27 protein-coding genes, 1 pseudogene and 1 other annotated feature are annotated in these 26,269 nt (G+C 43.9%); of the genes and pseudogenes, 19 read left to right on the top strand and 9 right to left on the bottom strand.

Going from position 1 to position 26,269, the window contains the following annotated elements; translation table 11 throughout:
• Window positions 1-263: 263 nt before the first annotated feature.
• From FC14_RS09605 to FC14_RS09620, 3 genes are all read right to left on the bottom strand, one after another.
• A complete protein-coding gene (locus FC14_RS09605) occupies window positions 264-1,040 on the bottom strand; it encodes a helix-turn-helix domain-containing protein (RefSeq protein WP_056977740.1) in 777 nt (258 codons plus the stop codon).
• Between the two features lie 539 nt (window positions 1,041-1,579).
• Complete coding sequence (locus tag FC14_RS09615; protein WP_056977745.1) at window positions 1,580-1,843, bottom strand: DUF2922 domain-containing protein; 264 nt, start codon at window positions 1,841-1,843, stop codon at window positions 1,580-1,582.
• A 21-nt stretch (window positions 1,844-1,864) separates the two neighbouring features.
• Window positions 1,865-2,065 (bottom strand): DUF1659 domain-containing protein, encoded by a 201-nt coding sequence (locus FC14_RS09620; protein WP_056977747.1) that lies wholly within the window; start codon window positions 2,063-2,065, stop codon window positions 1,865-1,867.
• 244 nt (window positions 2,066-2,309) lie between these two features.
• Here FC14_RS09620 and FC14_RS09625 point away from each other — a divergent pair, with 244 nt between their 5' ends.
• The 5 genes from FC14_RS09625 (at window position 2,310) to FC14_RS09645 (ending at window position 4,945) form a co-directional block, all read left to right on the top strand.
• Entirely contained in the window at window positions 2,310-2,636 is a 327-nt protein-coding gene (locus tag FC14_RS09625) for a helix-turn-helix domain-containing protein (RefSeq protein WP_056977749.1), read from the top strand.
• A 6-nt stretch (window positions 2,637-2,642) separates the two neighbouring features.
• The gene (locus FC14_RS09630) at window positions 2,643-3,872 is read left to right on the top strand and encodes a DnaB-like helicase C-terminal domain-containing protein (protein ID WP_056977751.1); all 1,230 of its coding nucleotides are present in this window, start codon (window positions 2,643-2,645) and stop codon (window positions 3,870-3,872) included.
• Window positions 3,865-4,356, top strand: coding sequence for a hypothetical protein (locus tag FC14_RS09635; protein ID WP_056977753.1), 492 nt, complete (start codon window positions 3,865-3,867; stop codon window positions 4,354-4,356). Before FC14_RS09630 ends, FC14_RS09635 begins: the two co-directional genes overlap by 8 nt.
• A gap of 97 nt (window positions 4,357-4,453) precedes the next feature.
• Window positions 4,454-4,654: a hypothetical protein gene (locus FC14_RS09640; protein WP_056977754.1), complete on the top strand. Its 201-nt coding sequence runs from the start codon at window positions 4,454-4,456 to the stop codon at window positions 4,652-4,654.
• A 27-nt stretch (window positions 4,655-4,681) separates the two neighbouring features.
• On the top strand, window positions 4,682-4,945 hold the full coding sequence (locus tag FC14_RS09645; protein ID WP_235804542.1) for a glycine reductase: 264 nt from the start codon (window positions 4,682-4,684) through the stop codon (window positions 4,943-4,945).
• 89 nt (window positions 4,946-5,034) lie between these two features.
• On the opposite strand, the pseudogene rhuM reads toward FC14_RS09645, so the two are convergent.
• A pseudogene (gene rhuM, locus FC14_RS10985) lies at window positions 5,035-5,163 on the bottom strand (RhuM family protein); the annotation flags it as partial.
• Window positions 5,164-5,346: 183 nt separating this feature from the next.
• Between rhuM and FC14_RS09650 the strand changes: the two are divergent.
• Window positions 5,347-5,544: a hypothetical protein gene (locus FC14_RS09650; RefSeq protein ID WP_056977756.1), complete on the top strand. Its 198-nt coding sequence runs from the start codon at window positions 5,347-5,349 to the stop codon at window positions 5,542-5,544.
• A gap of 54 nt (window positions 5,545-5,598) precedes the next feature.
• Here FC14_RS09650 and FC14_RS09655 read toward each other — a convergent pair whose 3' ends face one another.
• The 4 genes from FC14_RS09655 to FC14_RS09670 all read right to left on the bottom strand — a co-directional run bounded on the left by FC14_RS09655 (window position 5,599) and on the right by FC14_RS09670 (window position 9,730).
• A complete protein-coding gene (locus FC14_RS09655) occupies window positions 5,599-6,411 on the bottom strand; it encodes a transporter substrate-binding domain-containing protein (protein ID WP_056977758.1) in 813 nt (270 codons plus the stop codon).
• Between the two features lie 16 nt (window positions 6,412-6,427).
• Window positions 6,428-7,180: an amino acid ABC transporter ATP-binding protein gene (locus FC14_RS09660; RefSeq protein ID WP_056977760.1), complete on the bottom strand. Its 753-nt coding sequence runs from the start codon at window positions 7,178-7,180 to the stop codon at window positions 6,428-6,430.
• A complete protein-coding gene (locus FC14_RS09665; protein WP_056977762.1) occupies window positions 7,180-7,881 on the bottom strand; it encodes an amino acid ABC transporter permease in 702 nt (233 codons plus the stop codon). Before FC14_RS09665 ends, FC14_RS09660 begins: the two co-directional genes overlap by 1 nt.
• A gap of 670 nt (window positions 7,882-8,551) precedes the next feature.
• Window positions 8,552-9,730, bottom strand: a complete 1,179-nt coding sequence (locus tag FC14_RS09670; protein WP_056977763.1) for an MFS transporter — start codon at window positions 9,728-9,730, stop codon at window positions 8,552-8,554.
• A gap of 132 nt (window positions 9,731-9,862) precedes the next feature.
• On the opposite strand from FC14_RS09670, the gene FC14_RS09675 reads away from it, so the two are divergent.
• The 10 genes from FC14_RS09675 (at window position 9,863) to FC14_RS09720 (ending at window position 19,875) form a co-directional block, all read left to right on the top strand.
• Window positions 9,863-10,639 (top strand): TrmH family RNA methyltransferase, encoded by a 777-nt coding sequence (locus FC14_RS09675; RefSeq protein ID WP_056977765.1) that lies wholly within the window; start codon window positions 9,863-9,865, stop codon window positions 10,637-10,639.
• A 120-nt stretch (window positions 10,640-10,759) separates the two neighbouring features.
• Window positions 10,760-11,269 carry an HD domain-containing protein gene (locus tag FC14_RS09680; protein ID WP_056977767.1) on the top strand — a complete coding sequence of 170 codons (510 nt, stop codon included), beginning with the start codon at window positions 10,760-10,762 and terminating at the stop codon, window positions 11,267-11,269.
• Between the two features lie 90 nt (window positions 11,270-11,359).
• On the top strand, window positions 11,360-11,707 hold the full coding sequence (locus FC14_RS09685) for a winged helix-turn-helix transcriptional regulator (RefSeq protein ID WP_056977769.1): 348 nt from the start codon (window positions 11,360-11,362) through the stop codon (window positions 11,705-11,707).
• A 44-nt stretch (window positions 11,708-11,751) separates the two neighbouring features.
• Window positions 11,752-11,945 (top strand) — a binding site (T-box leader).
• 46 nt (window positions 11,946-11,991) lie between these two features.
• On the top strand, window positions 11,992-13,038 hold the full coding sequence (pheS, locus tag FC14_RS09690; RefSeq protein WP_056977771.1) for a phenylalanine--tRNA ligase subunit alpha: 1,047 nt from the start codon (window positions 11,992-11,994) through the stop codon (window positions 13,036-13,038).
• Between the two features lie 6 nt (window positions 13,039-13,044).
• The gene (gene pheT, locus FC14_RS09695; RefSeq protein WP_056977773.1) at window positions 13,045-15,456 is read left to right on the top strand and encodes a phenylalanine--tRNA ligase subunit beta; all 2,412 of its coding nucleotides are present in this window, start codon (window positions 13,045-13,047) and stop codon (window positions 15,454-15,456) included.
• Between the two features lie 84 nt (window positions 15,457-15,540).
• Window positions 15,541-16,719: an endolytic transglycosylase MltG gene (gene mltG, locus FC14_RS09700; RefSeq protein WP_082618738.1), complete on the top strand. Its 1,179-nt coding sequence runs from the start codon at window positions 15,541-15,543 to the stop codon at window positions 16,717-16,719.
• A gap of 21 nt (window positions 16,720-16,740) precedes the next feature.
• A complete protein-coding gene (gene udk, locus FC14_RS09705; protein WP_056977775.1) occupies window positions 16,741-17,385 on the top strand; it encodes a uridine kinase in 645 nt (214 codons plus the stop codon).
• A gap of 12 nt (window positions 17,386-17,397) precedes the next feature.
• The gene (gene greA / locus FC14_RS09710; protein WP_056977777.1) at window positions 17,398-17,868 is read left to right on the top strand and encodes a transcription elongation factor GreA; all 471 of its coding nucleotides are present in this window, start codon (window positions 17,398-17,400) and stop codon (window positions 17,866-17,868) included.
• Window positions 17,869-17,950: 82 nt separating this feature from the next.
• Window positions 17,951-18,712, top strand: a complete 762-nt coding sequence (locus FC14_RS09715) for an NADPH-dependent oxidoreductase (protein ID WP_056977779.1) — start codon at window positions 17,951-17,953, stop codon at window positions 18,710-18,712.
• A 239-nt stretch (window positions 18,713-18,951) separates the two neighbouring features.
• The gene (locus tag FC14_RS09720; RefSeq protein ID WP_056977781.1) at window positions 18,952-19,875 is read left to right on the top strand and encodes an Rpn family recombination-promoting nuclease/putative transposase; all 924 of its coding nucleotides are present in this window, start codon (window positions 18,952-18,954) and stop codon (window positions 19,873-19,875) included.
• A 178-nt stretch (window positions 19,876-20,053) separates the two neighbouring features.
• Here the strand turns inward: FC14_RS09720 and FC14_RS09725 are convergent, their stop codons facing one another.
• A complete protein-coding gene (locus FC14_RS09725; RefSeq protein WP_056977784.1) occupies window positions 20,054-22,360 on the bottom strand; it encodes a transglycosylase domain-containing protein in 2,307 nt (768 codons plus the stop codon).
• Window positions 22,361-22,531: 171 nt separating this feature from the next.
• Here FC14_RS09725 and motA point away from each other — a divergent pair, with 171 nt between their 5' ends.
• Genes motA through FC14_RS09740 form a run of 3 tightly spaced genes read left to right on the top strand, consistent with a single transcriptional unit; the run spans window position 22,532 to window position 26,255 of the window.
• Window positions 22,532-23,299 carry a flagellar motor stator protein MotA gene (gene motA / locus FC14_RS09730; protein WP_050612079.1) on the top strand — a complete coding sequence of 256 codons (768 nt, stop codon included), beginning with the start codon at window positions 22,532-22,534 and terminating at the stop codon, window positions 23,297-23,299.
• 12 nt (window positions 23,300-23,311) lie between these two features.
• Window positions 23,312-24,154: an OmpA/MotB family protein gene (locus FC14_RS09735; RefSeq protein ID WP_056977786.1), complete on the top strand. Its 843-nt coding sequence runs from the start codon at window positions 23,312-23,314 to the stop codon at window positions 24,152-24,154.
• A gap of 52 nt (window positions 24,155-24,206) precedes the next feature.
• Window positions 24,207-26,255 carry a methyl-accepting chemotaxis protein gene (locus FC14_RS09740; RefSeq protein ID WP_056977789.1) on the top strand — a complete coding sequence of 683 codons (2,049 nt, stop codon included), beginning with the start codon at window positions 24,207-24,209 and terminating at the stop codon, window positions 26,253-26,255.
• Window positions 26,256-26,269: the final 14 nt, after the last annotated feature.

A 26,269-nucleotide genomic window follows, 5' to 3' on the forward strand; every position in this document is an offset into this window, starting at 1 on the left:
AGACTGCACCGGTAATATTGCTTATGAAGCATTCTACACCTTACTATATCAACAATTTTATAGTATTTTTAGATAGAGGTAGTCTCTTTAAGAATGTACGATAAGAAATAGACTTTTGATTATTTTTTATATAATACACGTTCTTTGTGAATCTATACGCAAACATAAGAAAGTAGCCTGTAAAATTTAGTTAATTATTTGTCTTAGCCAGAAAAGCCTATGCTTTTCTGGCTAAATTATTACTAGTTTAAAATTTTGAATAATCATACTTCGCTAAAAGAAGCGGTTAAATCCGCTTCTTTTAGTAGGAGACTATTAAAGAAATTTACAATAGTGTTCTTTATTTCAACTATGAATTTGTTTAATAAGGGGTAAAAAAGCTTGGTAACGCCAAGCTTCTTTACCGCTAACTTACTTAGTTGAGAACTAGTAGAGGGACTGGAAGTAAAGCTAGTTTTAATATTATTAGGCTCAGTCTTAAAGTTAGTTTTAACAACTCTGGATTCATTTCTATAGTCGGCTTTATTAGTGGTGGTGCTATTAGCAAATTCTTTATTAGCGTTTACTTTAAGAGGGGTGGAGATATTTGCTTGAGTAGGAGCTGATTTGGCCTGGGAGGCAAGGTTAGGGTTGTCTTTGAAGCCGGCTAAAAGTAGGGCGGTAAATTCGTCTGCAGGCAGGGGATTTCTGATGTAGTCGCGCTTAGATGAAACCGAGTTAGCGGTAACTTTTTTAGCTTCCTTAGTGCTTGGACTGACCTCAGGGGTAGGTGTTTTTTGATGAGGGGTAGCTGGCAAGATTTTAAGTAGGCGGGGGATGGCTTTGATGACCTTGACGAGGCCGTAGTCGATTAGGGCTTTGAACCAGTGGGAGGCGGTGCATAGGCTGACGTTATAAAGAGTGGCGATTTCTTGGTTAGATAGGGCGCAGAGGGCGTTTTCGTCCATGCGGGCGGTTAGTTCGCTGTAAAGTAGTTTTTCGTTGGCGGTGAGGTTGTGATCGTAGCGGATGGTAGCGTCTAAAGTAGTTTGTAAGTTCATAAAAAATGCTCCTTGCTGTAAAATTTCTGGACGAACTGGGCGACAAAAGCGGCCAGTCGTTTAAACTGGTCGCTAAAACTAACGAAGGTAAGTTAGCAGGCCTAACAAGCTAACCCAAACCAAACTCAGGACTAAAGTTGTCAGCCAACTGAGTTCAAATAACCGAGGGGTCATGGGCGTTGGCGTTAGCGTTTTGCCGGCCTTTATTATTGTGATAAATAACAGTCCCAATAGCAGTAATACCACTAAGCAACTAGGCTCAAGGGATTGTAAAACCTTGGTGAGGTTTAAACGGACATCAAAATTAACTTGGGTAATAGTATGTTGCTTAATCATTCTTAGCAAGTTTAGCTAAGAGTAGATCTAACCCTAAACTGACCAAACATGCTAGTAGCAAGCAGATGATAAAACTAGGTAGGCCATAAAGGCAAGCCAAGCTTAAAAAACTGCCGAGCAAGAGGTGCGTGAGTTTGATTATTCCTGTCAGCTTCAAGACCTCCTTTCACGTGAAAAAGCCCCCAGGCTGGGAGCTAAAAAAGTTAGGCTGCTGGTTGGTCTACCAGGCCTTGGGCAGCGGAATAGACAATTTCTTCATCCTTGGTGATATAGGAAGCAGAAACAGGTGTCCCGTATAATGGGCTAGCAATTCCGTCGGCGTCAGTGGTTTGGAAAATATTTAAGGCAATAATTTGCTCCATGCAGTCCTTTAAAGTGGCTGCATCTAAATTAGTGTTAACGTTTTCAAATTTGAGGTGACGAACGGTGTGGTTAGGGGTTAAAAACTTCAAGTCTAAAATCTTCATGGTATCTTCCTCCTGTTAAAATTATTCTGCTAATTGGTTAACTTCAGTAACGGCGATGAATTTGACGTCATCTCCCGTTAGCTTTTCGACCAGCTTGCTAAAGTCGATTACCTTTTGATCATCGACATCCTTACCGATTGATGAGAAACTGCGGTGACCGTCGATAGCTTCTGCGTTGATAGTAGTTAAACGTAACCCCTTCTTTGTCCATTGTTTTTCCATAATGAAATCCTTCTCTCTTGATAATTTTTTGTAGCGGCTACGATTCCTATCTTACACTTAAATTCGACAAATACAAGGAATTTATTTTTTTATATCCTGTAAAATTTTTTATAAGTAAAAAATATTTGGCTGCATGTTATAAAAAAAGCATTGCATTTTTTGAAAAATGTTTTATTATAAAAATTGTGATTTGTAAAGCGGTTTCATAAATTAACAATGATCTTAAAATTAGGAGGTACTGAAAATGGAAGAAGAATTTATAACGATATTGCCAGCCACAGTCCGCTACAACCGGGACCTTAAGCCAAATGAAAAGGTCTTGTACTCAGAGCTGTTAATAAAGTCATACCCTCTGGGATATTGTGAGATTAATAACAGGGAACTGGCAACTAGCTTTCATGTTACCCGCCAAAGCATCTCTGGTTGGCTCAGTGATTTAGTACGGGCTGGTTATATTGAAATTAAAGTTAAGATTACTGATCCTAAGTTAGGCAGAATCGAGCGCAAGATCTATCCGCTAGTCAGCGCGGAGACCAGACAGGCCTTAAGTAAGTTATATGCGGAGGGCTAGTAGGGTATGTTTTCTGAGCAAATCGAAGAGCGAATAGTGGGCATCGCCTTAAAAAATCCTAATCTAGCTGATGATCCCGACTTTAAGAGTCGTTATTTTATGGGGGAGCGGGCCCAGGCAATAGCCGAGGCCCTGTGTGTTTTGCCTACTGAAAAACGCTCTTTAGCTAATATTTGGAATGAGTTAGATAATGGTTACAACCAGCACAACTATCCCATAAGTTACGATGACTTAGTAGCCTTAGAGGAATTAATTGCCGGTCAGGCCAGCTTTTATCGGGATTTACAGGTTGTTAAGCGTAACTACTTAGAAAATGCCCTCCAACAAGCAATGGTTAATTACAGCCAGAATCGTTCGCAGGATCACCTTGATAAAGTTACCAGTATCATTGAGGCTTTAGATACGATTAATACCTGTGATAGTGGGGAGTTAACCGTAGCCAGTCAAGAATTTAGCGACCAATTAGCCGGTAAGGGTCCCAAGGCAATTAAGACTTTGCCCAAGCTGGATGTGCTTTTTAACGGGGGCTTGTCCGGAGCCAAGTTAATCGCTTTAGGAGCTAGACCGGGCCTAGGTAAAACAGCTTTTGGCTTAAATTTAGTTCAGGCCATCTTAGCCAATAATGCCGAGGTTCACGTCGATTATTTTTCCTTAGAAATGAGCAAATTAGAAATCTTCAAACGGCTTATTTCATTGCAAACGCAGATTCCCCACAGCCATTTAATCAATCCAGCTAACTGTAAGCTCGACCGCATCAAGTTAGAGCAAGCTCAAGAACAAATTTTGGCTAGCAACTTACAGGTGTATGACTCACTTAGAACTTTAGGCAGTATTTTGGCGGTAATTCAAGCTCACGCTAGTCAGTATCGCCAGCAATATGTTGTTTTTATCGATTACCTCGGCCTAATAACGCTTGACCAACAGTACCAGTTAGACCGGTATCTATTAGTTAGTGAGATTACCCGTCAACTAAAGATGTGCACGCTTGACTACCAAGTCCCGATTATAATGCTGTCGCAATTAAATCGGGCTGTGGAAAGTCGCTTAAATAAGGCGCCCCAACTGGCCGATTTACGCGAAAGTGGTTCGATTGAACAGGATGCTAACTTAGTGGCCTTTTTATACCGGCCAGAAAAGGATTTACATAAGGTCAACTTGATTATCCGCAAGAACCAGGAGGGCTGTTTAGGCGAACTAACTTTTAAATTTAAAGGGGAGACGATGACATTTGAATGATGAAACAATAGCTAAATATCGAATGAAGCTACCAATTCAGTTAGATATTCCAGAAGATCAATTAAACGCGCGCGAGTTCATCCGCCTAATTAAGAAACATAAGTTGCAGGTAACCAAGGCAGTAGAAACACACCTGGCTTCTGCCTGTCGTTACCGAAATTTAATAAACGGCTTGAATAAAGAAAGCTATATCAAGAATTCAAATGGTTTTATGGCTAAAAAGCTAGTCGAACTTGATAAGCTACGGGTGATAAGTATCTCTAACGCCCTCAGTGTCGCCTTTTACGAAAAAGAATTAGACTGTCGCTTAGTTGAGGATGCAGACGACTTCTTAAAGCTGACGAAGGTCAAGCACCAAGGCGATTTAGACAAGGTGAATGAATACGAGCAGTGCATTTTGAAACTGTCGCAAAACTACTGCGAAAGTTACCGCGTAATGGTTACCGAAGATTACATCGGGGGCAAGTTGCCGAAATTTGAGTGACATGGTCCCAAAATTTGCTTCATACTGAAAATTATATCGGGGTGAAAACGATATAATGATAGTAGTAACAAATGACTGACATACTGGGGGTGAAAAAATGAAGCTGTATAAGTGGAAAAAGGGCGATGGAATAACATTACTTTGGATGGCAGTTGGTGCTTTAATTGGTATGATTTTGGGAATAACTGGGGTAGCATCAGATTGGCCGTCTATTGATGATATACTCATGTCTGCCTTCTTTATTGTTGATTTTATTACCTTTGTTGGTGGTATATTTAAGTGGATATTTAGGTTATAAGAATGTAGGGATAGTGGCAGAGACTAAATGGAAGAAAAGAATAAAAACAAAAAATATAGGGTAGGCTCAGTTCATTATGAATATACGGCAATGGAGGCCTTAAAAGACGACTATACTTTAGAGCAGAATGAAAGAATCATGAAATTAAACGACAAATGGGTCTGCTATGATTTTGATAAGACGGATGGATATATTTACTTTGATGATTTAGCAAAAGAGTTAATCCCGCCTGAACTAACATTAGCGGACAAAAAAGGTTTAGAGAGTATTTGGAAAGAGAAATTGAAATAGTTAATAAATAGTAATGAAGATTTAGTTTGATACTGGTTAGCAAAAAAGAAATTTCAGAAGAACCCCCCGGTGTGGGCTTTTCTGAAGTGCATATATTCTTTAAGAGTATTTGGCGTCCATTGGCGGAAACGGGTAGCCTGAATTGAATTAACCGGATAACCAACAGAGATAATTATGTCCAAGTTGTAATAAGTTGGTTGTTCTGATACCTTACCATGAATACTACGATGTATGACTGTTGCATAATTGGCAATAGTTCTGTTTTTCAGATAGAACTCTATGTTTAGTGATTATTGTATTCTTCTTACAGAAATAAAATAGTGGGGGTTTGATTAGCAGTTGAACCAACTGAGACAGTTTTAGAGCTTGGTTAATTAATTTTAATGTGAGGACAAGCTAGGATGACAAAAGCAAAAATTATCATGATTGATGGTGAAAAATATATTCACTGTCCGGTTTGCAATAGGCTGGTCCAACTTTTTGATGTTTGCGAATGTAATTGGGAAAATACCGGGGAAACTAACATTGACGGTGGTCCTAATAAGTTGACCCTTAAAGAAGCGCAGGTAGCCTATGCTAAGGGACAAAAGATCTACTAATACATACTAAAACCGCCTCGGCGTTGGTTTCTCTAACGCCGGGGCGGTTATTGACTATTTAGGAGCCTTGGTGATGTCTGCACCAAAGTATTGCTTGGAAAGTTTAGAGAGGGTGCCGTCTTTAGCTAATTGCTTTAAGGCTTGGTCGACGGCTTTTTGGAGCTGGCGATTATCCTTTTTTAAGAGGGCGGAAACCTTAACTGGTTTGACTTGCTTGGAGAGGTCGGTCACGTTAAGGTCGCTGACTTTTTTGTTGGATTTGGCGTAAGCGTAGTAGGCTTCAAGCGAGTTGATGGTTCCATCAGCCCGACCTTGCCGGACTAAGGCCAAACTGTTGGCGAATTCACCGGAAGCGCTGATTTTTGCCCCGTATTTTTTGGCAACCTGGGCGTTGTTAGTGCCGGTCCCTTCCGCTAAAGTCTTACCTTTGATGGCTTGAACCTTGGTTAGCTTGGCCTTTTTAGGACTGATAAGCGCATAGCGGGAGTAAATGTAAGGGGTGGAGAAGCGGTAGTTTTTCTTACGTTCCGGCGTTTGGGTGATGTTATTTAAAACCAGGTCATATTTATCCGCCCCAACGCCAGCGACCAGTGAGTCCCACTTGGTAGGGACGAACTTGGCTTTGAGACCGAGTTTTTTAGCGAGGGCTTGGCCAAGCTTAACTTCAAAGCCGGTTAGCTTGCCGTCTTGGCGGTAAGAGTAGGGCTTATAAGTACCTTCAAGCCCAATGGTCAGTTGCTTTTGGCTGACAAGGTCGCTTTGATAATTAGCAGCCTTGGAGCTGGAAGTTACGCCAAGTACGCCTAAAAACGCAGCGCCTGTTAAGAGGGTGAGACCGAGTTTAGTAAAAGTTTGTTTAAGTTTCATAGTTAATTACCTACCTTTATAATAAATTAGTAAATGTCATGGAAGAAATAAACCGCTTGATGCGGGGGTGTTGGTTTTCTTCGGAAAAGAAAGCTGTGCCGGGGCCGTCGTAAAGGATTTGGCCGGCTTCAACGAAAATAATTTTGTCGGCTACGGCCTGGGCAAAGGCCAAGTTATGGGTAACAATCACTAGCGATTGCTTTTCCTTAGCCAGTTGCAACAAGACTTTGAGCACCTCGGCTTCTAATTCGGGATCAAGCGCGGAGGTTGGTTCGTCTAGTAAGATAAACTTAGGATTCATCGCCAAGGCCCGGGCGATAGCGACTCGCTGGGCTTGACCGCCGGAAAGTTGGTCAGGCAAACTTTGGGCCTTATCAGCCAGGTTAACTTTTGCCAGCAATTTTTTAGCGGTAGCTTCTGCGGCCGCTTTACTTTGCTTAAGAACGTGTCTGGGCGCCGCGGTGATGTTATCTAAAATGTTGAGGTGGCTAAAGAGGTTGTAGTCTTGAAAGACCATCCCCGTATTTTGCCGCAAGTAAAGTAAGTCCTTTTTACTAAGGGGCTGGCTGAAGTCAATTTGCAGGTGCTCATCGAATTCATAGTGGCCACTTTCTGGCTGTTCAAGCAGGTTTAGCGACCGCAAGATGGTCGACTTACCGGAACCGGATGGGCCGACTAAGACGGTCACCTGGCCGGCTGGAATTTCCAAATTGATATCAGTTAGGACTTGGTTAGAGCCAAAGGATTTATTAACGTGCTTTAGTTTCACTAGCTTTCACCTCCGGTAGTAGTTAAGTGGAATTTGGCTTCTAACTGACCTTGAAGCCAGGATAAGCCACTGCAGATAACGGCGTAAATCAAGGCAACCAGCGAGTACATTAGCAGGGGTTGGTAATTTTCAGCTGCAATCTGTTGGCTGACCTCAAACATTTCGATGATGGTAATCGAAGCGGCTAAGGAGGTATCCTTAACTAGGCCGATGAAGCTGTTGGCTAGCGGGGGAATAGAGATCTTGAGTGCCTGGGGTATAATGATGCGCTGCAAGGTTTGCTTGTTAGTAAAGCCAAGGGCAGCGGCTGCTTCCCACTGGCCTGTTGGCACGGCTAAAATGGCGGCCCGGATGGTTTCCGAAGCATAGGCCCCAGTATTTAGACTAAAGGTTAAAACCCCGGCCAAGAAGGGGTCGAGCTTAATTCCGTCTGGAAAAAGCCCCTTGATTTTAAGATAAGGTAAGCCAAAGTAGACGATAAATAACTGGACTAACAAGGGCGTCGAGCGAAAGAGCCAAACGTAAAAGCTAAAGAAGGCGCGCAAGATTTTAAAAGCGCCCCGGGTTTGTTTGAGGCGGATAATCGCGGTGATTAGTGCCAGTAATAACCCCAGTGTAAATGAAATTACGGCTAGGGGGATGGTGTATTGGACGGCAGCTAGTAGTAGCTGGGGTAAAGATTTTTCAATGATAGACCACAAGGGTTAAACACATCCTTCTCATAAAAAATTAATAAAAAAACCACCCCGATCCTAAAAATCGGAGTGGTTAGTAACTAAGCCTAAATTAGCAATGCGCTAAGGCTGGTAGTTGTTACTGTTGTCCGGATTTTTAGGAAAGGCAACACAAAGGACCATGTTACACATCATTTGGCAACATGGTTGGCACATCATCATAGTGTTTACCTTAACTGCTAACATCACGGACAACTCCCTTCAAAAATTATGTTTTGATAATATCATTGTTTTCTCAGCAATGCAACTGTTTTTTAACTTTTAGTAAGAAAAAATTACTTTCCGTAAGCAAGGCAAGTTTTTTAGAAACGTATTTAAATTTTCGAAAGCGAATACTTGCTTTTTAAAAGCGACTTTGCTAAGATAATTACAAGCGTTGTTTCCAAGAGTTGCCACTACTAGCCTAGCTAGTCAAACGAAACTTTAAGGAGGCGATAATATGATGAGATGGTATTTAATCGATCTTGTTGTAGATGGTAAGCACACTAACGTTTTGGTGCAAGCCACATCTGTTGAAGAAGCAGAAAGAAAAATCAAGCTGACAGCTTAATTAAAATGAGGACCAATTAAGATGGAAAAAATAAGCAATAGCTATTAAAAAGCACGTTTCTTACTAATTAAGAAGCGTGCTTTTTGCTTAAGTCGATTTAGTTAGGCGTTGGTAATAAAAGCTAAGTAGGCTAGCTAACAAAAAAGCGCCTAGGCCGAAAATGAAGGGTAGTTGGGTATTTAAATCGTAAAGTCCGCCGGCTAAAAAGGCGCCAATAATCATGCCCAAGGAGTTAATTGCCTGGTAAAAGCCCAAGACTAAACTCCGGTTAGCCTTAGTAGCTTGCATGGCAATCACATCTTGTAAGAGTGGGGTGACGATGGCGTAAAAACCATAAAAGATGATGATTAGGCCAACGTAAGCCCAGGTACCTGGTAGAATTAGGGCTAGTAACAAGCTTAAGCTAGCCAAAAAGTTGATGACCACCAGGGACTTTCTAACGTTAGTTTTCTTCATTAAATACAGTCCCACCGTGGTGTTAGCCAGTAGGGAGATTAAGCCGACTGCCCCCTTAAAGAAGCCATTATAGCTACTATTAAGATGATAGACGTCCTTTAAATAGTAGTTAAAGGCTTGATCGACGGCGGTGTAGGCCGAAAAGACGAGGGTGGCAGCTAGAAAGATGATCACATAAGCCCAGTTCATAAATTGGCAGCTGGCTAAAAAGGCCCGAAAAGGGTTAGCCTCTTTCACTAACTGCCTTAAAGCCAGCGGTTGGTTAGTAGTTTTATCGGCTTCTAGCAGCCAGTACAAGCCACAGGCAGTCAAAAATAGTTGGATAATTTGCAGGTTTAAAATTAAAGGTAGTGACCAGGCTCCGACTAAGCCCCCGATAAAGTAGCCTAAAGCCCCGGCGACCGTTTGGATGGTCGCATTGATGGCCAGATTTTGACCACGACTGGTGCTAGTAGACTTGTTGGTGATATAAGTTAAGGCCCCAACAAAGAAGGCGCCACAGGCCAGCCCGGCAATTAAGCGACCAACCAAGATCCAGCCAGCGCTAGTACAGTAGGCAAAAAAGATCTGCCCGAGCCCGTAACCGGCTGAACCTAAGGCCATCGTTAATTTAGAATTGATTAGGGCGCTAACTTTCCCCCAAAAAGGTGAGGCTAAAAACATCCCCAAGGCCATAAAAGCAAAGGCTAGCCCAAACATCGAGTCGTTAAACCCGAGTAACTTGAAGTAAGTCGGGGTTACCGGGTGGGCATACGACGAGGCCAGGCTAAAACAAATCATGAGTGCAAAAAAGGTCTTTTGCTTGGGCATAAAAATTCTCCTTTACAAAAACTTAACTTTTCTAGTTTAGCCGCTTTGGTGGCGAAAAAGCAAGTGTTAAGCCTATCTTTTTTAAGGCGAGTCTGTTAGGATGAAAGGTGACTAACAGGAAGGAAGTTTAAAATGGAATTTACAAAAGTTATTAAGGCCACAGGTAACCAACAGATTAAGGACCTGAAAAAATTGCATACCACCAAGGGACGCAAAAAGGCGGGCCGCTACCTCTTAGAGGGCTGGCACCTAGTTAAAGAGGCGTTGGCTAGCCAAGCAGACATCACGACTATTTTAGTTACCGCCGACTTCAAACACCTAGCTGAGTTAGAGGGTTTAAGTGGGATTGATTTGATTGAGATTTCACCGGAAGTAGCCCAAAGCCTCAGCGATGCCAAGAGTGCGCAGGGCATCTTTGCGGTTCTTTCGCTAGCTAAAACGGTCCCGGTTGAGCCCAAAACAGCAAGGGGAGCCTGGTTACTCCTAGATGGAATTCAAGATCCAGGTAACATCGGTACTATGGTCCGGACCGCGGATGCGGCTGGCTTTAGCGGGGTCGTCTTTGGAACTGGGAGCGCCGATTTATACCAACCCAAGGTCTTGCGGGCTATGCAGGGCAGCCAGTTTCACATTAAGTTAGCCCAAGGGGAGTTGCTTCCTTGGATTGAAGCCTTTCAAGCTAAACACTATCCAGTCTTTGGCAGTGAATTAAATGAAGCGGCCCGGCCCTATAATCAGGTTGGCAAGCACCAAGATTTTGCTTTGATTATGGGTAACGAGGGCAACGGAATGCAAAGACAGCACCTAGAGTTGACCGACCTTAACCTTTATATCCCGATTAAAGGGCAAGCTGAGTCCTTAAACGTGGCGGTGGCGGCCGGAATTTTAATGTTTGAACTGCTGGCCTAAAAAGATTAATTTTTTCTTAGCTTAGTATAAATCTGCTTGCAAAACGAGGCCGATATTGTAGAATGAAGGTGTAGGAAAGAGAGTAGGTTAGCAGTTTAAGAATAGAGGTAATCGGCTTATATGTTAAAAGAAACATGGCGTAACGACCAAGAGTACATGAGCTATGTCGGTGAATTGTTGGCAAAACCGGAAGTTCAAAAACTGGCTAATTACACCCAGCATCATTTTTCAACCCGGTTGCAACATGTCATTACGGTCTCTTATCTCAGTTACCGTTTGGCCAAGAAGTTTAACTTGAATGCAAGGGCCACTGCGCGGGCTGGAATTTTACACGATTTATTTTATTACGACTGGCGTGTAACCAAGTTTGACCGCGGGACTCATGCCTGGATTCACCCCCGGATTGCGGTTAGAAATGCAGAAAAACTAACCACGCTAAGTCCCTTAGAAAAAGACATTATTATTCACCACATGTTCGGGGCAACTATTTGCCCACCGAAGTCGTTAGAAGGCTTAATTGTTTCGATGGTGGATAAGTATTCAGCAACCCAAGAATATTCTGAACACTTAATCCAAGAGTTTGAAGGGAAAATGCTTAAAAAATTTTCCTTTGCAAAAGTAAGTAAATAGTGTATCATAGGTATGAAGGCACTATTGTACGCTTTTAGGGTCTACTGGCAAGTGCTGGTAGACCTTTTTTGTAGATAAGGGGGTGAAGGCATGTCAACCGAGGTAGCAACAGCGCCAAACTTTAAGTTGTGTCCTAAGTTTGAAAAAACTTTTAATATCCTAGGTAAGAAGTGGAACGGTTTAATTATCGATGTCCTCTTGTCTGAAGGGCCACAACGGTTTAAGGATTTGGCTTCAAAGGTCGACAAATGTAGTGACCGGGTTTTGGTGGAACGTTTGAAAGAACTAGAAGCCGACGGGTTACTTGAGCGTGTCACCCAGCCAAACAGTTGTCGGGTTTTATACCAATTAACTGACCAAGGCCAAGCGCTAAGACCGGTGATGGAATCAATCCATACCTGGGCGGAAACTTGGTATTCACTAGCAGATTGTCAATAAGGCTTGACGAAATAGTTTTTTTTGCATACACTTAGACTGATAATAAAAAAACGGTGACGGAAACTAGTAAGTTAGGCGTTAGGTCAGAGAGGGATTGGGAGCTGTAAAAATCCTCCTAACTAATAACCGAATTTCACTTCCCGAGTTTACTTAGCAGTCGGATTCATGCCCGTTATCAGCATGACTTAAGTGTTGCGTAAGCAAAACAAGGGTGGTACCGCGAAGCCTCGTCCCTTTAGGGGGACGGGGCTTTTTTATCGTTTTAGGAAAGGAAGGCGGAATTGATGGATTTATGGCAAAAACTAGAAGAATTAAAAAAGACTAGTTTATCTGATATTCAAAAGGCTGATAATGAAAAAAAGGTTAACGATATTCGAGTTAGCCTCCTAGGTAAAAAGGGGGCGTTAACTGAAATCTTGCGGGGAATGAAGGACTTAAGCCCTGAAGACCGGCCTAAGGTGGGGAGCTTTGCTAACATCATTAGGGACGAATTAACCAAGGAAATCGCTAAGCAAGCCGAACAAATCGAAGTTGCGATGATGGCTAAGAAGTTAGAAAGTGAAAAAATCGACGTCACCTTACCAGGGGTTCCGGTTAAGGAAGGTCAACCTCACATCTTGATGCAAGTGATTGACCAGTTAGAAAAACTCTTCTTAGGGATGGGTTATAAGATTGTAGACGGTCCTGAAGTCGAAGAAGACCACTATAACTTTGAGATGCTTAACTTGCCTAAGGATCACCCGGCTAGGGACATGCAAGATACTTTTTATATCACTAAGCAAATCTTGATGCGGACCCAAACTTCGCCAGTGCAAGCCCGGACCATGGAAAAACATGACTTTTCTAAGGGCCCATTGAAGATGATTTCACCAGGGAAGGTTTACCGGCGCGATACAGATGATGCGACCCACTCGCACCAATTCCACCAAGTTGAAGGGTTGGTCATCGACAAGAATATCACCATGGCGGACCTAAAGGGGACTTTAGAATTAGTGGCTAAAACCTTATTTGGGGCCGACCGTGAAATCCGGATGCGGCCAAGTTACTTCCCATTTACGGAACCATCTGCCGAAGTGGACGTTTCTTGCTTCAAGTGTGGTGGTAAGGGTTGTGCAGTCTGCAAGCAAACCGGCTGGATTGAAGTTTTAGGGGCCGGTATGGTACACCCTAACGTCTTAGAAATGGCTGGGGTCGACTCAAGTGTTTACGGTGGTTTTGCCTTTGGGTTAGGGCCTGACCGCTTCGCCATGCTTAAGTATGGGGTCGACGATATTCGCGAATTTTACCTCAATGATGTTCGTTTCTTAAATCAATTCTCACAGAAAGGATAAAATTAAATGAAAGTTTCAACGAAATGGTTAAATGAATACGTGCCTGTGAGTGATTTAGACCGCAGTGCCTTAGCTGAAAAAATTGCGCGGACGGCAGTTGAAATTGCTGCTGATTACCGCTTAGATGAAGGCTTAAAAAAAGTCGTGGTGGGTCATGTCTTGAGCATGGAAGCTCATCCCGATTCTGACCACCTAAATATCTGCCAGGTAGACGTTGGCCTAGACGAACCTTACCAAATTGTCTGTGGGGCACCTAATGTTTTTGCTGGGGCCAAGGTAATCGTGGCCTTACCTAACTCATGGATTGGTAACCACACTAAGATTAAAAAGTCCAAGATGCGTGGGGTCGTTTCTATGGGGATGATTTGCTCCCTCCAAGAATTAGGCTTTAGCGACAGCGTGGTGCCTAAGAAATATGCGGATGGAATCTATATCTTGCCAGCAGATGCACCGGTGGGCCAAGATATCTTTTCTTACTTAGGAATGGACGAAGACATTGTTGACGTTGATATTACCCCCAACAGGGCTGACCTCTTATCAATGCACGGGGTGGCTCATGAAGTGGCGGCCATCTATGACCGCAAGGTAAGTTTTCCTGAAGTAACGGTTGCTGAAGACCCTAGCGACTCGGTGGCTAACTACTTAACGGTAACTGCGCCAAGCGAGCTTGCTCAAACTTACATGATGCGGGTTATCAAGGACGTCAAGGTTAAGGAAAGTCCAATCTGGCTGCAAAGTCGGCTTTGGAATGCCGGCATCCGGCCTTTAAATAACGTTGTCGATGTAACTAACTACATCTTACTTGACTACGGGCAACCACTACACGCTTTTGATTACGCCCAACTTAACTCTAAGCAAGTAGTCGTTCGCTTGGCTAAGGAAGGCGAAAAGCTAGTGACCTTAGATGGGCAAGAACGGACCTTAAAGGCTACCGACATGGTAATTACTAACGGGGACGTGCCGGTTGCTTTAGCCGGGGTCATGGGTGGCTTAGACAGTGAAGTTTCTGACCAAACCACAACGGTGGCCTTGGAAGCCGCGGTCTTTGATTCAAGCAAGATTAGAAAGACTGCCCGCAGAGAAAACCTTCATTCAGAAGCATCAACCCGCTTTGAACGGGGCGTTAACTTGGCTGACGTTCAAACTGCCTTGGATAAAGCAGCTAGCTTGATTGCCGAATTGGGGGCAGGCCAAGTTGTCAGCGGGATTGCAGCTGTTAACGACTTAGATTTAGCTGACAAGCAAATTGAAATTAGCGCCCCTAGAATCAACAAGGTTTTAGGGACAGAGTTAAGTGTTGCGGCAATTAGTAAGCTCTTTAGCCAGTTAGGCTTTGGCGTCCAAGCTGACGGGGACAACTTAACGGTGACCGTACCGGTAAGACGGTGGGATATTGAAATTGCTGCCGATTTAATCGAAGAAGTAGCCCGCCTTTATGGTTATGATAACCTCCCAACAACCTTACCAACCGGGGAAACGACCCCAGGCCATTACACTTATGAACAAAAAATGATTCGCCAGGCCCGCGCCCTCTTGGAAGGGGCCGGCTTATCCCAAGCTATTTCTTACGGCTTGACTACGGAAGCTAAGGCTAAGCGGTTTGCGCTTGAACCAGCCAAGTTAACTAAGTTAGACTTCCCAATGAGTTCGGAACACACCACGGTGCGGATGAACTTAATCAGTGGCTTGTTAGACGATTTAGCCTATAACGCTGCCCGGAAAAACGAAGACGTGGCCCTCTACGAACAAGGCCGGGTCTTCTTCAGGGATGAGGGCTCAGAACGGCCACGGGAAGTAGAACACATTGCCGGGGCAATTACCGGCTTGTTCCACCAGGCTAGCTGGCACGATGGCAAAAAGGCAGCCGACTTCTACCTAACTAAGGGGATTGTTGATTATCTTTTAACCAGCTTTGGTTTAGAAAACGTTAGCTACCAAGCAACGGGCGCTCATGATGAAATGCACCCCGGCCGGACGGCAGACATCTTTGTCGGTGATGAATTTGTCGGCTTCATCGGGGAAGTCCACCCAACTATCTTGAAGGAATACAAGCTTAAGCGGACCTACGTCTTTGAATTAGACCTCGCTAAGTTGATTTCTTTGGATAAGAAGGAACTAGTTTACCAACCAGTTTCCAAGTACCCAACCATTACCAGAGACATTGCCATGGCAGTCGCTAAGGAAGTTTCTAACGCTGCGATTGTTGAAACAATTGAGGCAAATGGCGGACCTTACCTCAAGGAAGTTAAACTCTTTGACCTTTATGAAGGTGAGCACATCGACTTTGGCTTTAAGTCACTTGCTTACACCTTAGTCTTTAACAACCCTGAAAAAACCTTGGTTGAAGAAGAAGTTAACCAAGCCTTTGACAAGGTAGTGGCTGAGTTGAAAGCTAAGTTTGATATTGTCGTTCGTTAATAAGCTAAAAGAGGCCCACAAACGGGTCTCTTTTCTTGTAGTTAAGGAGCTTTCTTATTTGCGCGTATTGCGCCTAAAAAGTCCATGGGGTATAATAGGAAAGATGAATTTTTCCGTAAGGGGGCAAAAAAGAGCGTGGCTGATGATAAAAATAAGCAGGCGCCAATAGCTGGTGCACCTAAAAAGCGGGCTAAGGGAATTGTAATTGGGGTGGTAGTGGTAATCTGCGCCCTAGTGATTGCCATTTGTGGTTTTGGTTACCACTATGTCCAAGATTCACTAAAGCCGCTTAATCCTAAGTCACATAAGCTAATTCAAGTTAAGGTGCCGGTAGGTAGTACCAATAAACAAATTGGAAGCTTGCTTGAAGAAAAGCATGTAATCAAAAACGGGATGGTCTTTGATTACTATGTGAAAACCAAGAAATTTAACGGTTTTAAGGCGGGTTATTACGTTTTACAACCATCAATGACTTTGAGCCAAATTGCTAAGAAGTTAGAAAAGGGTGGCTCTTCTACCCCACTGATTAATACCGGCAAGGTCTTAGTTAAAGAAGGAGTTACCGCAGATGAAATTGGAACAGTGGTTGAGGAAAATACTCGCTTTAAGAAGAAGGATTTCTTAGCGTTATTAAATGATCAAACCTTTGTTAACCAGTTAGCAAAACAATATCCAGAGTTGCTTTCTTCCGCGGTAAATGCTAAGGATACCCGCTATAAATTAGAAGGTTACCTGTATCCGGCAACTTACGTGGTGACTAAGTCCGTGAGCCTAAAAGACTTAGTGACCCAAATGGTGGCGCGGGCTAACCAGGCTTTAAGTCCTTACTATAGCCAGATTGCCGCTAAGAAGTACAGCGTTCAAGAGGTAATGACTTTAGCTTCCTTGGTTGAACGCGAAGGGGTAACAGAAGCAGACCGTAAGGAAATTGCCGGGGTCTTCTTAAACCGACTCGACAAGGACATGGCGCTGCAAACTGATATCTCAGTCCTTTACGCCTTAAATGTCAAGAAGGCTAACGTTACTTACAAGGATTTAAAGGTTGATTCACCTTATAATCTCTACTTGAACAAGGGTTATGGACCAGGGCCATTCAACAATCCAAGTGTTGATTCGATTGAAGCCGTCCTAAATCCAAGTGACCGTGATAAAAACTACCTATACTTTGTTGCCAATATGAAGACGGGTAAGGTTTATTACTCGGCAACTTACGCCGAACACCAGGCTAACATTAAAAAAATCGAAACCGAAAATGCAAACTAATTCCAAGGGAGAAAGAATTTCATGTCACAACAAGCAAGCAACAAGCGTCCGATTATAATTGGGGTTACTGGGGGATCCGGTAGTGGTAAGACCAGTGTATCCAAGGCCATCTTTGAACAACTTCACGGCCACTCACTTTTGATGCTCCAAGAAGATTCTTACTACAAGGCGCAAGATGAAAAGCCATTTGAAGAAAGAACTAAGGTTAACTATGACCACCCAGATGCCTTCGATACTGATTTATTAATCGAACAAATTCATGAATTGCTAAACTGGAAGTCAATCGAAGTGCCCGTTTACGATTACGCAGCCCACACACGGAGTAAAGAGGTCATCAAGAAGGACCCTAAGGAAGTTATCATTGTCGAAGGGATTTTGGTCCTAAACGACCCCCGCTTACGGGACTTGATGGACATTAAAATCTTCGTAGATACCGATGACGATATTCGCATCATCCGCCGGATTCAACGCGACATCGAAGAACGGGGCCGGTCCTTACAATCCGTTATCGACCAATACTTGGCAACGGTTAAGCAAATGTACCACCAATTTATTGAACCAACTAAGCGCTATGCTGACATCATCGTTCCTGAAGGGGGCGAAAACCAAGTGGCAATCGATTTGTTAGTCACTAAGGTACGCGATATTATTTCCAAAACTAATTAACGAGGTGTAACTATGAGTGAAAAGACATTTCCAATGACTTTGGAAGGAAAAGAAAAGTTAGAAAAAGAATTAGAATACCTAAAGACAGAAAAGCGGGCTGAAATCATTAAACGCATCCAGATTGCGCGTTCTTTCGGGGATTTATCTGAAAACTCCGAATACGAAGCAGCTAAGGACGAACAAGCCTTTGTTGAAGGCCGGGTTAAAGAAGTTGAAAACATGCTTAACCACGCCGAAATCATCGATAACGGTGCAATTGATGCTGACGAAGTAGCCGTTGGTAAGACGGTTACCTTCCAAGAAGATGATGATGAACCAGAAACTTACCAAATCGTTGGGGCCGCTGAAGCAGATGTCTTTGCCGGTAAGATTTCTAACGAATCACCAATTGCCGCTGGTTTGATTGGCCACAAATTAGGCGAAACAGTTGCGATTGAAACACCCGGTGGGGTAATGAAAGTCAAGATTATTGACGTAAAATAAACTTGTTAAGCAGGCAAGGCGATTTGGCTTTGCCTGCTTTTGTTGTATAATTAACTTATCTTTTATTAGTGAAGGTGATTTGATGGAATTAAATGAAACCCTAAAAAAACAGCTAGACCACCGGACCATCCGGGCCTTTAAGGAACAAATCCTAAGCCAAGAACAGCTAGTAACCTTGTTAGAAGTGGCACGCCATACTTCAACGAGCATGTTTATGCAGGGCTTTTCGGTAATGCACATTACTGATCCTAAAAAGCGGGCGGCTATCCGGAATATCTCGACTCAGCCTTACGTTGGGGCTAACGGGGACTTGTTTATTTTCATGGTTGATTTATACCGCAATTACCAGATTAGAAAGCAAACGGGGCATGACGCAGGTAGGGTCCATACCACCGATATTTTTTTACAAGCCTATGAGGACACTGTACTCCTCGCCGTTCAAAATGTTTTAAACGCGGCTGAAAGTATGGGCTTAGGTGGGGTGATTTTAGGCTCAATCAATAACGACCCGGCCAAGTTAGTTGAAGTCTTGGACTTGCCTAAGTTAACCTACCCAGTTTTAGGCTTACAAGTTGGAGTCCCAGACCAAGCCCCCCAATTAAAACCACGTCTTCCCCTTGAGTTTATCGCCTTTGGCAATGACTACCCCAAGGACTTTAAGGCAAGCGACCTCAAGGATTATGATGAAGTCGTTCAAACTTACTACGACTTGCGCGATGCCAACCGGCGGATAGATTCCTTTACTAACCAGGTTATTGGACCGAAGTTAAGCGTAGCATCTAAGAAACGTGACGAGCAAGTTAAGGTTTTAAAGGCCCAGGGCTTGTGTCTAGATTTTAACTAAAAAAGTGCTAGCAATCAATGACGGACAAGATTGATTGCTAGCACTTTTTCTAGGTTTCAGCTGAAAAATTAGTTTTTTACTAACTTTGAATTTTATCTAGGTTGGATAGTAGGGATAATTTGTGCAGTAAAAAAGTTTGTCATTTTTTGAATTAATTTGCTGTTCGTTTGCGTATATCTATAATGAAGGGTAAATTATTCTCTTTGCCCTCCAAATTTTATATAATAAAGGAGAAGCAAATGGTAAGTAAGCAAAAAATACGGCAAAAACTGGCCCGGGCCGACTTTACCGACGACGTCATGTTTGGCTTAGTCATGTCTCAGTTAGAAATCTGTCGTAAGTTCTTAAAGGCAGTCCTACCCCAACACGATTTTACCAAGCTTAAAATCGTTGACCAAAGCCACTTAAAAACTGACTATCTGTCTAAGGCGGGCCGCTTAGACATCCACTGTACCGACGCTTATGGCAACCAATTTGACATCGAGCTACAGATGACCAACGAGCATAACGTTGCCCAGCGGTCCAAGTATTATCACGCCTTGATGGCCAACCACATGCTGACGGCTGGTGAAGAATATCAAGCCTTAAAGGCGACCTACGTCATCTTCTTGTGTCCCGCCAGTTTCACCGACGCCGACCAGGCCATCACCCATTACGAAATAGTCTCAAGGCAAGGTAACCACCTAAATGATGGAACCCACACGCTGATTTTAAATGCCAGTGGGAATTGGGCAGGCGTCAGTGACGAACTCAAGGGCATTTTTCAGTTACTCTTAAGGCAACCGGCTTCGTTTGGAAAGTTGGGCCCACAAATTATGGACAAAATTGATGAGATTAAGCACAGCAAGATAGGAGGGCGCAAGTATATGGAATTAACAGGAGCATTTTGGCAGGACGCTAGAGAAGCGGGTATCAAGATTGGTGAACGTCGTGGTAAAAAGGCCGGGATTAAGGAAGGGCGCAAAGAAGGACGTAAAGAGGGTCGCAAGCAAGGCCGTAGGGAAGGAACCGATGAAACCATCATCAAACTCATCCCCGACCTAGTGGCCCTGACCAATGATCGCCAAGCCGTCATCAATATCTTGATGAAGAAGATGAATCTGAACCAAGCCCAAGCAGAGAGCTACTACAAGCGGGCGATGGAAAGGGAAAAACGGGACTAGTTTTTGCCTAATTATGAACTAAGGCTAATGATAGCGTCAGCAAGAAATAACATTTATAATGAGTATTGAAAAGTCTCATAAATAAAGAAAGTGCTAGCAATCAATGACGGACAAGATTGATTGCTAGCACTTTTTTAAGGCTTTAGCTGAAAAGTTAGCTTTTTTAGCCGTTATTTAATTAAGGAGTCAAGGTTTCCTCGCTACCACTAGAGCTGGGGGTTAAACTGGCCTGACTTGAAGAAGCCTGGCTGCTGCTAGTAACACTGGTTTGACTAGTTTGGCTACTAAGCTGGCTGCTACTTGAGTTCAAACTGCTAGTGGCGTTAGAAGCACTGGCAGAGCTGAGTGAACTAGTTGCTGAGCTGGTGGTGGTGCTAGCAAAGCCTCCCAGGCGACTTGAACTTGACGCTGGGACGCTAAAGCTATCACTAGCATCGTCATCGTCTGCGGTTAGGTAGTAGTAAGTCTTACCGTTAATCACCTTAGTCGCAACGTCGCTAGGGCGGGCCCAGTCTTGGTTAGGCAGGCCCTGGGAGATGGCTTCGATTAGGTGGCGGTAAAATTCGATAGGTAACTGGCTTTGGGCCGAGGTTAGGTAGTGGTTAGGTTGGTAGGGGTTATCATACCCCATCCAAACGGAAACCGAAAAGTTTTTGGTGTAACCATTAAACCACGCGTCCATTAAGGCGTCACTAGGAAAGTTAGTAGTGACATCCGCCGGGTAAGCGTTGGTTCCGGTCTTGCCCGCCTGGTAGAAGTTAGGGATGCTGGCAGCCCGACCAGTCCCAGCTCCTGAGTAAATAACATCTTTGAGCATGGCGGTAATCATGTAGGCGGTTGAAGCTTGCATGACCTGCTTTTTTTTGCTGGTAAACTTCCGCGTCTCACCGGCTGGCAAGACAATTTTGGTGATGTAACTAGGCTCATAGTAAGTTCCCCCGTTAGCAAAGGCAGCGTAGGCAGCCGCGTTTTGCAGGCTGGATGAAGGGAGGCCAATCCCGTTTTGGAGTTCCAAGTTGTTCGGGTAGGTGAAGCCCAACTGGCTAATAAAGTTTTGAGCCCGGGTGATTCCGACCGCCTCTAAGGCCCTAATAGCCGGAATGTTTCGTGACTGGATTAAGGCATCTTGCATGGTCATTTTACCTAGGTGGCGGTTATCGAAGTCATGCAACTCCTTATCAGTCCCAGCGTAGGTATAAGGACCATCGTCTAATTCGTGATAGGTCGGCCACTCCAGGTATTCGATGGCCGGAGCGTAGTCGAATAAAGGTTTAGCAGTCGAAGCGTTCGTCCGGCTGGTTTGGACGGCCCGGTTAAAGCCAAAGGTGACGTTATCAACCTTGCGGGCCCCAATCATCCCTAAGATAGCCCCGGTCTTAGGGTCGACTACACTGGCCCCAACTTGGAGCTGGTCATTAGGGTAGGCTAGTTCATTTGAATTGGCTAGCTGGTAAAGCTTAGTTTGGACCTGCATATCCAGGTTGGTATAGATTTTTAAATCACTCCGGTAAGGATCATAGCCTGCCTGCTTAGCACTGCTTAAAACCTGCTTTAGGTAAGGGTCGGCTAAAATAGCCTTTTGGTTGGTTTGACTCTGAGCATGACTAGCTTTAGGCACCAAGCCTGAGCTAATGTCTTCATTAATTGCCGCCAGGTAGGCTGGCTGACTAATCTTCTTGTTAGCCAACATCGCCTTTAAGACGGTGTTTCTCCGCTTAGTTGCCTTTTGCAAGTCGCTATAAGGATTATAAGTCGAAGGGGCGTTGGGAATGCCCGCAATGGTTGCGGTCTGGGCTAGTGATAAGTCGGCCAAATCCTTACCGTAGTAGTATTTAGCCGCCGTTTGCATCCCGTAAATCCCGTTGCCCATAAAGACCTTGTTGACGTAAAACTTAAGGATGTCTGCCTTTGAGTACTGGTGGTCTAGCTGTAAGGCTAACCACGCTTCCTGGGCCTTGCGTTTAAAGGTCTGATCAGATTTCTTGGTTGAAAAATAGGAGAGCTTGATTAGCTGTTGGTCTAAGGTACTGCCCCCCTGCAAGGCCCGGTCGGGGTGCTTTAAGTCGGCCACAGCTGCCCCTAAAATTCTGACTGGGTCTAAGCCGAAGTGCTTATAAAAGTGGCGGTCTTCAATCGAAGTCACCGCGTCGGCTAGCTGGCTAGGGATTTCATTAGCCTTGACCGGTTGCCGCTTTTGCAGGCCCAGTGAAAAAATCTTCTGGCCTTGGCGGTCGTAAATCGTAGTTGTCCCGCTACTGATTAGGTAGTTATTGTCTAAGGCAGGCGCTTGTCTAGCATAAATAATAACTAAGCCGAGGACAAAGCAGATAAACACGATGGTTAAAAAGACCAGGCTGGTAATTAGGCGGCGGATTCTTCCTTTCCAAGTAATCTTGCGCTTGCGCTTTTTAGGGCGCCTTTTTTTGACCGGCCGTTTTTTAGGTTGCGGCCGTCTTTTAGCCTGGCGTTGAGGTTTTTTTTCCATGATAAAAAATACTCCCATTAAAAGTCTGAATATACAGTAACACAAAAGCGCCCAAGAAAAAAGCTTGACAGCTGGAAAACGTTTTTTAGAAAAAAGAAGTGGGTTTTTGCTTAAAAAATTTTTTTTTTGACCGATTTAAATTATAGAGATGGATATTTAGGAGGAATTTTGATGGATTTTATGGTTGTTGTTGGGATTTTAATGGGGGTCATCGCCGTTTTAGGGGGGATGATCGTCAAGGGTGCCAACTTAATGGTTTTTGTTAACCCCGAAGCGTTACTGATTATTTTCGTGGGGATGTTTGCCGCCGTAATTAATTCCTACCCCTTAAGCGATATTAAACGGATTCCCGGGATGTTTAAAGTTCTCTTTACTAACCGAGATTACAATCCAGTCGCTACGATTGAATCAATTGTAGAAATGTCTAATATCGCCCGCCGGGAAGGATTATTAGCGCTAGAGGAGCCGGTAAACCAAATCGAAAATGAATTTTTGAAGCGGGGCTTGGAAATGGTAGTTGATGGTATCGATGCCGAACAGATTGAAGAAATCATGTACACCGAAATCGAAGCGACTGAAGAAAGACACCATGCAGGCGCCGGCATCTTCAAGACCGCCGGGACGACTTCCCCAACCTTAGGGGTGTTGGGGGCCGTTATCGGTTTGATTGGGGCCTTAGGTGACTTAAGTGATGTCGATAAACTAGGGGAATCAATTTCTTCAGCCTTTGTGGCGACTTTATTAGGGATCTTCTTTGGGTACGTAATTATGATTCCGTTTAGTTCCCGTTTAGCCAGAAAGTCAGCAGAAGAAATTCAGGTAATGAATATTGCTTTAGAAGGTGTCTTGTATATTCAAGCTGGGCAATCGCCTAAGACTATCAAGCAAAAACTGTATTCAAAACTAGAACCAAAATTACGTCCAGAAGACGAAGAGTAGGAGTGATTGGAGATGAAAAGACGAAAGAAAAAGCGCGAGGAAGAAGAAGTCGGAGAAGGTTGGTTATTGCCTTACTCTGATATGATGACCTTACTATTATCCTTATTCATTGTGCTTTTCTCGATTGCCAAAGTGGACTCGCACAAGTTGCAACAGGTCTCAAGCGTCTTTAGTCAGATCCTTTCTAGTACAGGTTCAACCACGATTGCGACTAGTCAAGAGACGGCCATTGATAATGTGATTGACCTGGGGGATACCCCGAAAAAAGGTAAGGGGGGCGCACCTAACGTTAAAGGTGAAGCCAATGTTAAGAGTCAGGCTAACGTCAATACGATTAGCCAGGCGGAAAAAGCCGAAGCCCGCTTGCAAGCAGAGATGCAACAAAAGCAAACCTTTAACCAGGTCACCCAGGAGGTCAAAGCTGAGCTGGCCCAGGCCGGGATTCAGGGAAATTCGACCGTGAAGCAGGAAAAAGATGGGATTCATATTAACTTGGATTCTAACATCCTCTTTGATTCGGGGAGTGCTGAGCTGTCTGACCAGGTCCAAGCTGCTTTAAAAAAGCTGGTCCCAACCTTACAAAAGGTGCACACCTACCCTGTAATCATTGCCGGCCACACCGACAACGTGCCGATGGCTCATACTTGGCGCTACGCCTCTAACTGGGAGCTAAGTTCTGCGCGGGCAATTTCGGTCATGCATTTCTTCGTTAACAACGGGGCCTTCAATGAAGATGGGGTCTCAGTAGAAGCCTTTGCTGACACCAAGCCGGTTGCAAGTAACGATACCGCTGCCGGCCGGGCTAAGAACCGCCGGGTTGAAATTGTCATTCAAAAAGCAAAAGACCAGTCCTGAAAAGTAAGACAATATCCATCTAGATTATAAGTAATGAGAAGGAGAATAGTTGATGAATACTAAGGGCACCAAGAGTGTGGGGAGAATTATTATTGCCATCTTAATGGCGGTCTCCTTACTGTCAATCGTTACCTTAACAGTGGGAACATATAAAAGTACTAAAGACTTACTGATTCAACGAAATCAGCTGTCAGAAAAAAGTGCTGTAACGGTAGTTAATGATGAGGCAACTAACTTACGCCTCTCTGCCTTTAAAAAGGCCAAGGATATTCAAAAAAACGCGCTGTTTAACGGCGACTCTTACGATTTAGACCAAATTCAAAAGTTTATGGACAGCAACCAAACTGGTAATGACCGGATTGTCGGAGTCTACTTTAGTAATGATCAAGGTAGGGCAGTTGCAGGTTTACGTAAGTTACCTAAGAATATGGATGCTCGGACTAGACCTTGGTATAAGGGAGCCGTTGCCCAAGAAGGAACTGTTTACTGGTCTAAGCCGTATAGAGATATTAGCGGCCAATACGTTGCCACTGCTTCGTTAGCCTTTAGAAACAAGGCTAACCAACTAGGGGTAATTGGAGTTGACGTTTCTTTTAGCGCTATCAATGATACCATCAAGCATTTAAGCATCGGCCGGACTGGGTCCGTGACGATGATGACCAACCAAGGGGACGTTATGTCTTCTGAAGGGAAGGGTAAGAAGTATAAGGACGGAACAAATATTGCTAGTTCCGAAGTTTACCAAGCGATTAAAAACTCACCTAAGTTATCAGGTTTTGTTCAGCTAAAGGGTGGTAATAAGGTGTCAGAGGTTTACTTCAACAAGATTAGAGCTAACTCAACTTTATGGACCTTTGCTACCGTATCTAAAAATGACTTGGCTGTAGAAACACGAGCTTTAATCAGAAACTCAGCAATCTTAGTTGTCGTTATGCTAATAGTAGTCTTTGCCATTTCCTTCTTCTTGACTAAGCAAATCAAGGGGATGCTTGACAAGTTTGGCTCCTTCTTTGACAAGGCGTCTAAGGGTCAGTTGGCTAAGATTCCAAGTATCAAGGCCGGCCACAAGGCTAGTTTAGTTGATAAGTTCACCAATCCAGATGCAAATGGTTATGAATTTAACCGGCTAGCGGTTAGCTACAACCAGGTGGTTGACGGCATTAGCGCCATGGTTCACGGGTTGCAATCTGAAAGTCAACGGGTAGATGAAATGGCGGCTTCGCTCTTAGAACTTTCCCAACAAACAAGCAAGGCGACCGAAGAAGTTTCCCAAACGATTACTGGGATTGCCGAAGTCACGAGTACCCAAGCGGCTGAAACTGCCCACGGGGTTGATCAGCTCCATAAGTTGGCGGAAACGATTAGCGATATGCGCCAAAGCATCGTGCAATTACATGACCAAACTAACGATTCCAGTGCCCTAAACCAAGAAAACATGGACACCATGGATAAAGTTCATGCTAACTGGAACAACGAATTAGCAGAGATGAAGCAGTTGATGGAAAGTGTTAACGACATGAGCGCTAACGTTCAAAACATCAACCAAATCATTAACGTCATCAACGATATTTCCCGCCAAACTAACCTGTTAGCACTTAACGCTTCGATTGAAGCCGCTAGTGCCGGGGAAGCCGGAAAAGGCTTTGCCGTGGTGGCCGCTGAAATCCGCAAGTTGGCCGAACAAAGTAAGGAATCAACGGCTGAAATCGAAAAGATTATCGAAACTATTCGTCAAAAATCAGACGAAATGGTGGCCCAAACTAATAACTCAATTGAGGGTGGACAAAAGCAAACCGACTTAATCCTCTCTGCAATTAAGTCAACCACTGCTGTTTACCAAGGTAATAACCAAATGACTACTGAAGTTAACACCTTAGATACAGCTAGTGCAAGCATTGAAAAGGCGCAAGAACAAGTCTTGTCCAACCTGGAAAATATTTCCGCTTCTACCCAAGAAAACGCAGCCGGGACCGAAGAAGTTTCTGCTAACTCCGAAGAAGTCCTCGCTACGATTGAAGAATTTACTGGCCACGTAGCCGATTTAGCTAACATTGCTAAGGAATTACGCAAAGAAACAAATAAATTTAAAATTTTAGACTAAACTAAACAACCAAA

This window comes from Ligilactobacillus agilis DSM 20509, from assembly GCF_001436215.1.
Taxonomy (GTDB): Bacteria; Bacillota; Bacilli; order Lactobacillales; family Lactobacillaceae; genus Ligilactobacillus; species Ligilactobacillus agilis.